At 66.9% G+C, this 10,709-nt stretch carries 14 protein-coding genes; all 14 read left to right on the plus strand.

Features of this window, described 5'->3' with window-relative positions; genetic code table 11:
- The first annotated feature begins 1 nt into the window (after nucleotide 1).
- A complete protein-coding gene (locus ABDV78_RS17340; protein WP_343528757.1) occupies nucleotides 2–1,468 on the plus strand; it encodes a phage tail sheath subtilisin-like domain-containing protein in 1,467 nt (488 codons plus the stop codon).
- 11 nt (nucleotides 1,469–1,479) lie between these two features.
- Entirely contained in the window at nucleotides 1,480–1,845 is a 366-nt protein-coding gene (locus ABDV78_RS17345; RefSeq protein WP_343528758.1) for a phage tail tube protein, read from the plus strand.
- Complete coding sequence (locus ABDV78_RS17350) at nucleotides 1,845–2,258, plus strand: phage tail assembly protein (protein ID WP_343528759.1); 414 nt, start codon at nucleotides 1,845–1,847, stop codon at nucleotides 2,256–2,258. Before ABDV78_RS17345 ends, ABDV78_RS17350 begins: the two co-directional genes overlap by 1 nt.
- A 115-nt stretch (nucleotides 2,259–2,373) precedes the next feature.
- The gene (locus ABDV78_RS17355) at nucleotides 2,374–3,957 is read left to right on the plus strand and encodes a tape measure protein (RefSeq protein ID WP_343528760.1); all 1,584 of its coding nucleotides are present in this window, start codon (nucleotides 2,374–2,376) and stop codon (nucleotides 3,955–3,957) included.
- On the plus strand, nucleotides 3,954–5,168 hold the full coding sequence (locus ABDV78_RS17360; RefSeq protein ID WP_343528761.1) for a DNA circularization N-terminal domain-containing protein: 1,215 nt from the start codon (nucleotides 3,954–3,956) through the stop codon (nucleotides 5,166–5,168). The genes ABDV78_RS17355 and ABDV78_RS17360 overlap by 4 nt, the downstream gene beginning before the upstream one ends.
- On the plus strand, nucleotides 5,161–6,231 hold the full coding sequence (locus ABDV78_RS17365) for a phage baseplate assembly protein (protein ID WP_343528762.1): 1,071 nt from the start codon (nucleotides 5,161–5,163) through the stop codon (nucleotides 6,229–6,231). The genes ABDV78_RS17360 and ABDV78_RS17365 overlap by 8 nt, the downstream gene beginning before the upstream one ends.
- A 14-nt stretch (nucleotides 6,232–6,245) precedes the next feature.
- Nucleotides 6,246–6,725: a phage baseplate assembly protein V gene (locus ABDV78_RS17370; RefSeq protein WP_343528763.1), complete on the plus strand. Its 480-nt coding sequence runs from the start codon at nucleotides 6,246–6,248 to the stop codon at nucleotides 6,723–6,725.
- Entirely contained in the window at nucleotides 6,722–6,919 is a 198-nt protein-coding gene (locus tag ABDV78_RS17375; RefSeq protein ID WP_343528764.1) for a hypothetical protein, read from the plus strand. Before ABDV78_RS17370 ends, ABDV78_RS17375 begins: the two co-directional genes overlap by 4 nt.
- A complete protein-coding gene (locus tag ABDV78_RS17380) occupies nucleotides 6,916–7,371 on the plus strand; it encodes a phage GP46 family protein (RefSeq protein WP_343528765.1) in 456 nt (151 codons plus the stop codon). Before ABDV78_RS17375 ends, ABDV78_RS17380 begins: the two co-directional genes overlap by 4 nt.
- The gene (locus ABDV78_RS17385; RefSeq protein ID WP_343528766.1) at nucleotides 7,368–8,417 is read left to right on the plus strand and encodes a baseplate J/gp47 family protein; all 1,050 of its coding nucleotides are present in this window, start codon (nucleotides 7,368–7,370) and stop codon (nucleotides 8,415–8,417) included. Before ABDV78_RS17380 ends, ABDV78_RS17385 begins: the two co-directional genes overlap by 4 nt.
- Entirely contained in the window at nucleotides 8,414–9,052 is a 639-nt protein-coding gene (locus ABDV78_RS17390) for a putative phage tail protein (RefSeq protein ID WP_343528767.1), read from the plus strand. Before ABDV78_RS17385 ends, ABDV78_RS17390 begins: the two co-directional genes overlap by 4 nt.
- Nucleotide 9,053: 1 nt before the next feature.
- The gene (locus tag ABDV78_RS17395; RefSeq protein ID WP_343528768.1) at nucleotides 9,054–9,755 is read left to right on the plus strand and encodes a hypothetical protein; all 702 of its coding nucleotides are present in this window, start codon (nucleotides 9,054–9,056) and stop codon (nucleotides 9,753–9,755) included.
- A 78-nt stretch (nucleotides 9,756–9,833) separates the two neighbouring features.
- Entirely contained in the window at nucleotides 9,834–10,274 is a 441-nt protein-coding gene (locus ABDV78_RS17400; protein WP_343528769.1) for a hypothetical protein, read from the plus strand.
- A partial coding sequence (locus ABDV78_RS17405; RefSeq protein WP_343528770.1) for a hypothetical protein occupies nucleotides 10,271–10,709 on the plus strand: 439 nt, incomplete at its 3' end. The genes ABDV78_RS17400 and ABDV78_RS17405, both read left to right, overlap by 4 nt.

Genomic DNA, 10,709 nt, shown 5'->3' on the forward strand with positions numbered 1-10,709 from the left:
GATGACGATCAGTTTCTCGACGATCCCCGTCTCGCTGCGCACGCCGGGCGCATATCTGGAGTTCGACGCGTCGCGCGCCGTGTCCGGCCTGCCGCCCGCGCCGACCAAAGCGCTGTTGATCGGGCAGCGCCTGGCGACCGGTGGAGTCGCGGCCCTGACGCCGACCCGCATCGTTTCCGCCGATCAGGCGGCGCAGGCGTTCGGTCGCGGGTCGATGCTCCACGCCATGGCTGCCGCCTTTCGTGCGGGCGATGACCTGACCGAGTTGTGGGCGGTCGGGCTCAGCGACTTGGCAGGTGGTGCCGCTGCGACCGCTCAGATCACCGTGACCGCCGCCGCCGCAGCGGCCGGGGTCATCGCGTTGATGATCGATGGCGTAGCAGTGAAGGTCGGCGTCGCCGCCGCCGATGCGCCCGCGACGATCGCGACGGCCATTGCCGCCGCCGTCAATGCGCTGCCCGACCTGCCCGTGACCGCTGCCAGCGCCGCCGCCGTCATCACCCTGACCGCGCGGCACAAGGGCACGACCGGTAACGACCTCGACGCCCGCGCGAACTTCTATCAGGGGGAGAGCTATCCGGCCGGTGTCGGACTGGCCTTCACCCCCTTTGCAGGCGGCGCGGGCAATCCCGATTTCGCTACCGCGATCGCGGCGATCGGCGACGCCAGCTATTCGACGATCGTCGTCGGTTTCGCCGATGCGGCGACGATGGCGGCGGCCGAGGTCGAAATGGCGCGGCGCTGGTCGGCCATGGAGATGATCGACGGCCGGGTCTATTTTGGAGCCCGCGGGACGATGGCGGCGCTGGCGGCGATCGGCAACGCGCGCAACTCGCCGCACCTGTCGATCATCGGCGCGAAGGCCGCGCCGCAGGCGCCCTATCGCTGGGCCGCGACCTTCGCCGCCGTCGTCGGCTTTCACGGCGCGATCGATCCGGCCCGCCCGTTCCAGACGTTGGCGCTCCCCGGTCTTACCGCTCCGGCGCAGGGGGATCGATTCACCCGGACCGAACGCGACCTGTTGCTGCGCGATGGCATCTCGACATGGACGGTCGACGCAGGCGGCGCGGTGCTGATCGAGCGGGCGATCACGACCTATCAGGTCAATCCGTTCGGGATCGAGGACGCCGCCTTTCTCGACGTCAACACGCCGCTGACGCTCAGCTATCTGCGCTATGCCGTCCGTGCGCGCATCCTGGCGAAGTATCCGCGCCACAAGCTGGCCAGCGACGACACCCGCGCCACGGCCGGGCAGGCGATCGTCACGCCCAAGGTCATCCGGGCGGAGCTGATCGCACTGTTCCGCGAGCTGGAGGACGCGGGCCTGGTCGAGAACCTCGACCAGTTCATGGCGGACCTGATCGTCGAGCGGGACAAGGCCGATCCCGGTCGCGTCAATGCTCTGATCCCGCCCGACCTGGTCAACCAATTCCGCGTCTTCGCGGCGCGCATCCAGTTCATCGTTTAAGGGAGGGCTAAGTGGCAAATCCGAACCGCGTCGCGGGGCAATGTAAGGTCCGGGTCGATGGCGACCTGCTGGACACTGATGGCACGTCGACACTCGACCTGGGCGGCCCCGCACGCGAGGCCGTGAAGGGCGATTATCAGGCGGGATCGTTCAAGGAGACGACCGAACCGTCCAAGGTCGAAGTCACGCTGCTGGTCAAGGCGACCACGCGGCTGACCGACCTGCGCGCGATCGACAATGCGACGGTCATCATGGAGACGGACGTCGGACAGACGTTCTTTGTCCGTAACGCCTATGTGGCGGAGGTCATCACCTTCAACAGCTCGGACGGCAAGGCGAAGGTCGTCTTTGGCGGTCCTCCGGCGGAGCAGGTGTGATGGAGCGCATTCGCTACGCGCTCCGCCACCCTATCCCGACGGCGGTCGGCAATGAAGGTTCTAACGGCGTCATCACCGAACTCCAGCTCGCGCCGCGCGTCAAAGGTCGCCACATGCGCGCGACCGATCAGGCGAAGGGGCCGACCGAAGCCAAGCTTCTGCTGATCGCGTCGCTTGCTGGCATCACCCGGTCGGAAGTCGACGAGCTGGACGAGGAAGACGTCATGGCGATCGACGCGCTGTATGGCGAGGCCAGCGACCTCGACCTCGTCGCGGAGGCGCTGGCGCTGCCCGCCGGTTCACCGCCACAGCTTGTTATCGCCGCCATCCACGCCCTGAAGCGGGAGAACCTGAACGTCCCTTTGGATGGTGGCGCAGCCCGCTCGCTGGATGGCCAACCAACTGGCGGCTGATCGTCGGCGACCTGACTGCGCACCTGGGGTTGGGTGCCAGCGTCCTCGACATGGACGTGACCGACCTCCGTTTCTGGAATGACGTGCTGTTGGAGCGCGGCGGAGAGGATGAATCATGAAGCTGTCTCTAATCCTCCAGGCCGTCGATCGGTGGAGCGCTCCGACCAGCCGGGCCGGACGCGCCACCGAGGCGCTGGGCCGCAGCTTCAGCCCGCTGGGCCGCCGGATCGGTGCGGCGCGGGCCAGCCTCCGGGCCTTCATGAGCGACAGCGAGCGAGGAGAACGGATCGGCCGTCGTCTGGGCTCGACGATCCGCCGCGTCGCGGAGCGGGACTTTGCGGCGCTTCGCCGTGGCGCACTGGCGGCGCGGGCCGCGACGGCCGGGCTGCTGCGCAACATGGCGCTGATGGGCGCGCGGTCGGTCGGGCTGGGTGTCGGTGCGGTCGGTGCCGGTGCGGTCGCGGGCGCAGGCTTTTTCGTCACCGACATGATTAAGAACGCGGCGAAGTTCGAGCAGTATCAAGTCGCCTTGGAAGGCACCGAAGGATCGGCGGAGAAGGCCCGCAAGGCGATGGCCTGGGTTCAGAAATTCGCCAAGGACACGCCCTACGATATCGACACCGTGACCGACAGCTTCGTCCGCGCGCGCGGTGTCGGCATCGATCCGATGACCGGTGCCTTCCGTATCCTGGGCGACGCGGCGGGCGGCACGCGCAAGACGCTGATGGATGCGGTCGAGGCGACCGCCGACGCGCAGACCGGCGAGTTCGAGCGGCTGAAGGAGTTCAACATCACGTCGTCGTCGAAGGGCAACAACGTGACCTTCTCTTGGGTCGACAAGGCCGGGAAGAACGCCAGCAAAACCGTCAAGAAGAACATGAAGGACATCCGGCAGGCGGTCCTCTCCGTGTTCGATCAGAAATATGGCGGCGGCATGGAACGGCAGGCCAGGACGCTGACCGGCATCTGGAACAACCTTCAGGACGTCGTCACCAATTTCGAGCTGTCGGTCGCGGGCAAGGGCATCTTCGACCGGGTTAAGAGCCGCCTCCAAGAGGTGCTGAACTGGACCGATCAGTTGGCGAAGGACGGCCGTCTCGAAGCATGGGCCAAGGACGTCTCCGACGAACTGACCGTCATGTTCGACAAGGCAGACCGGTTCATCCGGGAAACCGACTGGCGGTCGGTGGCCAGCGGGATCGGGACGATCGCCAGCGCCCTGGTCAATGTCGTGTCGTGGATCGGCAAGGCGGCGAGCGCATGGAGCAACTGGCAGACCGACGTGGAGCGTCGCCAGCTCGATATGACTCTCGCTGCTCGTGACGAGGTCAAGGTCTTCGGCGTGGGCCTTTGGGGGACCAGCGCCGCCCAGAAGGCGCAGGCGCGCCAGCGTCTCAATCAGCTGGACGTCAACCAATTCGGTCGGCCGCAGGCCCGTCAGCTTCCGGGTGGCGGCGTGCAATGGCCCTCCGATGGCCGACCGGCCGGGCGCATCACCAACCCTTGGGACACCGCCGCCGCGCGCCGCAATCAGTGGCAGCGCGCAATGCAGGCTCGCACGGGTGGGCCGCGCAAGCTCAGTCTCGACCTCAACATCAAGGGCGCTCAGCCCGGTCAGGTGCAGGTCGGCCGGATGAAGACGGACCGCGATACGACGATCAACGTCACGCGCGGCCGAGCAATGGGAGGGGCGGCATGAGTTGGCGCGATCAGTATCGTCAGGGCAGCTTCAGGGGCGTGCCATTCGTCTCGCAGTCGAATGAGAGCTCAGGCGGTCGCCGGATCGAGCAGCATGAGTTTCCCGGCCGGGACCGGCCCTGGGCGGAAGATCTCGGTCGTCGCGGCCGGGCGTTCACGCTGGAGGTGTTCGTCGCCGGGCCTGAGTATTTGGCTGCGCGTGATCGCCTCATTGCCGCGCTGGAAGCGGCTGGACCCGCGACGCTGGTCCATCCGTGGGACGGTGAGATGGTCGTCGCGGCGGGCGACTACACCGTCCGCGACTCCACCGAGGATGGTGGCATCGCCTATTTCACCATCAATTTCGCGGAGGCCGGGGCGGCGATCGAAGCCCCGGCAGCGCCCGACACCGCCGTTCTGGTCGGCAATGCGTCGGATGCGGTGATCGCCGACGCGCCGACGCGCTTTGCCGATCGCTTTGTGGTCGATGGCTATGCGAGCTTCGTCGAAGAGGCCGCCGCGTCCATGGTCGCACGGACCGCGACGATCGCGGCGGTCGCTGGCGGGCTCCAGGGCGGCGCGGGTAGCGCCTTGCGAGCGTTCCAGGCGGGCTTAACCCTTCTGCCGGGCAGCGCCGTAGCCCTAGTCCGTTCGCCGCTTCGCCTGGGCAGTGTGGTGGTCGGGCTGGTCCAGGCAATCAGCGCCTTGGGCGGCAGTTCGATCGTCCGCATCGCCGGGCTGACCAGCCTTGTCGGCTTCGCAGCGCCGCAGGTCATCGGCACGACCCCCGCCCGCGAACGCCAGCGTCGCAACGGCTATGTCTATGCCGACTTGGTCCAGACTGTCGCGGCGGCCGAGCTGGTCCGCGCGATCGCCGACGCGCCGATCGCCAGCTATCAGGATGCCGTTGTGCTGCGCGACCAGACAAGCGACCTGCTGGAGGCGCGCATCGTCGCGGCGGCCGATGCCGGCGACGAAGCAAGCGCCGCGATTTTCAGCGAGCTGATGCGGGTGATGGTCACGGATTTGACGGCGCGGGGCGGAACGCTGGCGCGGGTCTATGGCTACACGCCGCAGCGGACCGAACCCGCCCTGGTCATCTCGCATCGCCTTTATGGCGCGAGGGCAACGATCGAGCGCGCGGCCGACTTCGTCAGTCGCAACCGCATCCGTCACCCCGGCTTTGTCGCGGGCGGGGCCGTGATCGAGGTATTGGAGGCGAGCGGTGCTTGATCCCCGGCCGGAGGCTGTCACGCTGACGATCGGCGGTCAGCGCCATGACGGATGGAAGAGCATCCGCATCACGCGGGCGATCGACAGTATGTGCGGCGAGTTCCAGCTCGGTCTCGCTGATCGCTGGGCTGACCAACCGTCCCGCTTCGCGCTGGAGGCCGGCGCGGCCTGTTCGGTCCAGGTCGCCGGTGAGACGGTGCTGACCGGCTATATCGATCAGCTGCTTCCGACGATCGAGGCGGAGTCACACGGCATCTCGATCGTGGGTCGTGATCGAGCGGCCGACCTCGTCGACTGTTCGGCCGTCCACGTGCCCGGCAGCTGGAAGAATATCGGCATTGCGGCGATCGCGGCCGAACTGGCGAAGCCCTTCGGAATTTCGGTCGTGGCTAAGGCACCAACCGGGCCAGCCCTGCGCAAGTTCGCGCTTCAGCAAGGCGAAACGGCGCAGGCCGCGATCGAACGCTTGTGCCGTTTCGCGGGGCTGCTGGCGGTATCGACGGCGGACGGGACGGTGGAGTTGGTCGCCCCGGCCGAAAGCGCGCCGGTCGCCGCGATCGTCGACGGCGTCAACATCCTGTCCGGCGAAGCGACGCACGACGTCAGTCAGCGCTTCAGCACGTACATTGTGAAGGGGCAGGCGTCGGGCGACGATCACGCGAACGGCAAGACGGTGGCCCAGCCGACCGGTCGCGCGACCGACCCGGCGGTCACGCGCTACCGCCCGCTGATCGTGGTCGCGGAAGAGCAATCGACCACCGCGAACAGTGCGGTGCGGGCGCGGTGGGAAGCGTCGACGCGCGCAGGTCGCGGGCAGAGTGCAGTGATCGTCGTACCGGGCTGGCGCGATGATGCGGGTCGGTTGTTCGCGGCCGGGTCGACCGTGTCCGTCACGTCCGCGCGCTTGTTCATTGACGGTATGATGCTGGTCCAGGCCGTGACCTTCGTCCTCGACGAGCGCGGCACCGTGGCGGAGCTGGTGGTGACGTCGCCCAGCGCCTGGTCCCAATTGGCGATACCGGAAAAAGCGGAGGCGTCGCGCGTGCGGCGTCACAAGCCATGAGCATGGCGGCGCTGATGGGCCGCGTCCGTATGATGGTCGCGCGCGCGATCGTGTCCTTGGTCGATGACGCGGGCGGCCTTCAGCTGGTCCAGCTCGACGCGCTGGCCGACGAGACACTGGACGAAGTCGAGCGGTTCGGCTCATATGGGCTTGCGAGCCATCCGCATCCCGGCGCTGAAGCGATCGTGTTGTGCGTCGGCGGGCTCCGCTCCCACGCCATCGCCATCGCGGTCGAGGACCGCCGCTATCGCCTGAAGAATTTCAGGTCGGGTGAAGTGGCCCTTTACGACGATCTAGGTCAGGTCGTTCACCTGACGCGCGACGGGATCGTTCTTGAAAGTACGAAGCCCGTCACGATCAAGACGCCCCACGCCACCGTCGATGCCGATCGGATCGACCTGGGCGGTGCGGGCGGCAAGGCCATCGCGCGGGTGGGCGATCCTGTAGAGGGCGGCAGGATCACCGCCGGATCGCAAAAGGTCTTTTCGGGATGAACGACGGCGTCAACGGGTTCGAGACATCGCCTGAAGACGCCGAAAATGTCGGTTACAAGATCATTGAAATGGCAGGCCGCGTCGCGGTTGCCCATCGGTGTGCGCCCGGAGCGCAGGCGCACTGGTGCTTTGAAATAGATGACGCTCGATTTGAGGTTTGCGTCACCGTCGCCCAGCCGGGCAGCAAGCGATGACGGACATCGCGCTCCACATGGCCGACGCCGCCGACCTGCTGTTCGACCTGGCGCTGACCGGCGGTCAGCTTAAGACCGACGATGGGTTGCGCACCGCGATCGCCATCTCGCTTTTCACCGACGCCCGCGCGGCCGACGACGACGCATTGCCTGAAGGCGGTGCCGATCGGCGCGGCTGGTGGGGCGACGTCGTGCCGCCGATCGAGGGCGACACGATCGGCTCGCGGCTATGGCTGCTACGCCGATCCAAAATGACCGCTACGGTCGTCCAGCGTGCCCGCGAATACGCGGCCGAGGCGCTGGCGTGGCTGACGGCGGATCGCATCGCCAGCACGGTCGAGGTCGAGGCGGAGGCGCAGCATCCCGACCGCCTCGCGATCGGCGTCATCATCACCCGGCCCGGTGGCCCGGAGCGCCAGCGCTTCGACTTTGTGTGGAGCGCGATCGCGTGAGCTTCAACCGTCCGACCCTGTCCGAGCTGATCGCCCGCGACGAGGCCGATTTCTCCGCCCGCCTCCCCGGCGCGGATAGCCGTCTGCGGCGATCAGTCCTTTCCGTGCTGGCGCGGGTCCATGCGGGTGCCACGGACGGGCTGTACGGGGCGTTGGCCTTTTACGCCCGACAGCTGATGCCCGACACGGCCGAAAGCGAATATCTCGACCGGTGGGCCAGCATCTGGGGTGTCTCCCGTAAGGCGGCAGCGAGCGCGGCCGGAGCGGTGACACTGACCGGCGTGACGGGGGCGATCGTCCCCGTCGCCACCGAGCTGGCGCGGGTCGATGGTGCCCGTTTTCTGACGACAGCACAGGCCGTGCTTACGGCCGATGGCGCGATCGTCAAGGTCGAGGCGGTGCAGCCCGGCGCGGCGGGGGTCACGCCTGCGGGTGCTCAGCTGACCTTCACGTCGCCGGTTTCCGGGGTGGCGGCCATCGGCGTCGCTGTCGCCGGGTTGGCTGGCGGCGCGGATGAAGAGGGCGATCCCGCACTCTTGGCGCGGTTGCTCAGTCGCATTCAAGTGCCGCCCGCTGGAGGGAAGAAACGTGATTTCGTTGACTGGGCGCTGGAGGTGCCGGGCGTGACGCGTGCCTGGGCCTTTCCGGGATGGATGGGCGCGGGGTCGGTCGGCGTCACTTTCGTCTGCGATGGGCGCGCGGATGTCATCCCCCTGCAAGCCGACCTCGACGCGGTGGCGGCACATGTAGATACGCAGCGCCCTGTCGTTTCCACGCCGGTTATCTTCGCGGCGACGCCCCTTTATGTGGACGTCCTGTTGCGGGTGACGCCCGACACTGCGGCCGTCCGCGCCGCCGTCAGAGCCGAACTGGATGACTTTTTCATGCGCGAGGCCGCGCCCGGCGGGACGATCTCCATAAGCCGCCTACGCGAAGCGGTCAGCCTGTCCGCAGGTGAGTATGACAACCGCATCTTCGCTCCGGCCGCCGACGTGCCCGCGTCGGCCGGGTTCTTCCCGATGCTTGGCGAAGTCCGATTCCAATGACGCCCGCCGCCTATCAGGACGCCATGCTTCAGCTGCTGCCGCCGGGTGCCGCCTGGTCGCGCGATCCGGCTTCCGTGATCGGCCGCATGATGCTGGCGCTGGGCGACGAATTTGCACGGGTGGATGCGCGCATCGCCGCCCTGATCGACGAGGCCGATCCGCGCAGGACGCTGGAGCTGCTGGTCGATTGGGAGCGGGTCGCGGGCTTGCCGGACGCGTGCGCGGGCGCGCCCGACGCGATCGGCGAACGGCGGCTAGCCTTGGTAAACAAGCTCGCCGCGCGAGGCGAGCAGACCATTTCGTACTTCACGGAGATCGCCAATCGCTTGGGCTATTTCGTCGAGATCATCGAGACGAACGCGATCAAGGCAGGCTTTCGCGCGGGCTCCCGGTGCAACGGCGACGCATGGCGCTTCGCGTGGATCGTCCATGTCGTCGTCAGCTCCACCGAGTATCGCCAGAGCTATGCGCAGTTTCGGGTCGGCTCGCGCGCGGGAGACCGCTTGCGCGGTTTCAGCGCGCTCAACCTCGAATGCCTGATCCGTCGCGACAAACCCGCCCATAGCGAGGTCATTTTCCGATATGAGGTCGAGGCTGCGCCCGTCCTCTGGTTCGATTTCACACGAGAGGACTGACATGCACGCGATTGACGGGCCTGGTTCGATCAACGGCAGGTTCACCGAAGGCAACCCCGCCACCGGTCAGGACGCGACGATGGTCACATGCGATTGGCTGAACGACTTCCAAGCTAACCTCCTAGCGGTGCTGTCCGAGGGCAAGGTCACCCCCACAAAAGGTCGGGCGGCCGACTTGTTGGATGCCATTAAGGCTGTGGCCGGTGGCATCCAAGGTGGAGGTGGAGGTGCCGTGCCGACCACACGGAAGATTGGTGGCGCGGGGTTGGCCACGGTCGACGGCGATGGCGACTTATCCCAAGATCGCACCGTTACGGTGAAGCGCGCGACGGCTGCCCAGATTGTCGCCGGTGAGGCCGATGACGCAGGGATCACTCCTAAGGGGCTTTTCGATGCATTGTCCGCTCAGGTCGGGGCGAATGGTTCCTATCCGCTGTTTGGCGGGCTGATCCTGAAGTGGGGCACCGTCGCCGGCCTAATGGGCGAAGGCGCAATCTATACAGCCTTTCCAGTGGCGTTTCCAAACGCCTGTTTCGTGGCCTTCCCGATCGGCATCAACGCAACGGCAGGACGCAATCGCGACGTTTGGGCGCAGCTAGTCGATCGGGGAAAAGCCGGGTTCACGACCATGGTTCAGTGGACTGGCAACAGGGATACGAACAGTACGCTAGACGGCTTTGATTACATCGCTTTGGGCAATTGAGAGGGTTCTGAGATGCGTTTGAGAAACGTCTTATTGGCCACTGCTGCGCTTCTGATCGCTGGCCCGTTGGCCGCGCAGGTGAAGCGCGCGGGTGCGGTGGTCAATTCACCAGCGGTAGTAGAAATCGCCCTGCCGGACGGCACTTACATTACGCCGCCCGCCTATGTGCCTGTAGATAAGACGGCCCAAGTGTTGGGCTCGTCTGCCTCTCCGGTCACGGTCACGGGAGTCACGACTGGATTTCGCGAGGCCTTCCAGCTCGCCTCCGGCAACACGGCTTCGAGTCCCGCGACGCTGTTCGGCGGGGCTTATGTCCTGACCCAGGGGTGCACGACATATGGGACGGTCACGCTCCGATACCGTGGGCCGGACGGGGTCACGATGATTGGCATGGTCAGCAAGACGGCGGCGGACAGCGGCGGCGGGACCGTCGTGTCTTTCGGCGGCGGTGCGATCGTCGATGTTTCGCTGTCGGGGACGGCGGGCTGCAATGTCGCGCTGTCGCGGGTGCCGCAATGATCGCCCGTCTGATCCGCATCGGCCTTGCCGCGCTCGCCCTGCTGTCCGGTGTCGCGACCGCCCAGGTCGTCGGCCCGCCGACGCCGGTCGCGCATGGGGGCGGTGCGTCACAGCGCTTCGTCTTTGGCCCATCGCCCTGGCGCTTTTCGGTCGCGGGCGGCTTCTTCGCGCCGTCCTCGTCGCAGCTCAATGAAACGGCGGATGCGTGGATACCGCCGCTCCCCGATGGCGGGTGGGTCGTGTTCGCCAATTTCGCTCTGTCGACGGGCTCCAGCGCCAACAGCACAATCGCGCGGGAGCGCTTCCCAGGCAATGCCAATGTCATCGACTGGGCGGTGGCGTTCACTCAGTCCGGCGGCGGCGGGACGGCGACCCCGCTGACCTTTTTCGGCGGCGGATCGAGCGCGACCATGGCGGATGGCGGCTTTGCGGCGG

Origin of the sequence: Sphingomonas sp. (genome assembly GCF_039594485.1) — a bacterium.
Taxonomy (GTDB): Bacteria; Pseudomonadota; Alphaproteobacteria; order Sphingomonadales; family Sphingomonadaceae; genus Sphingomonas.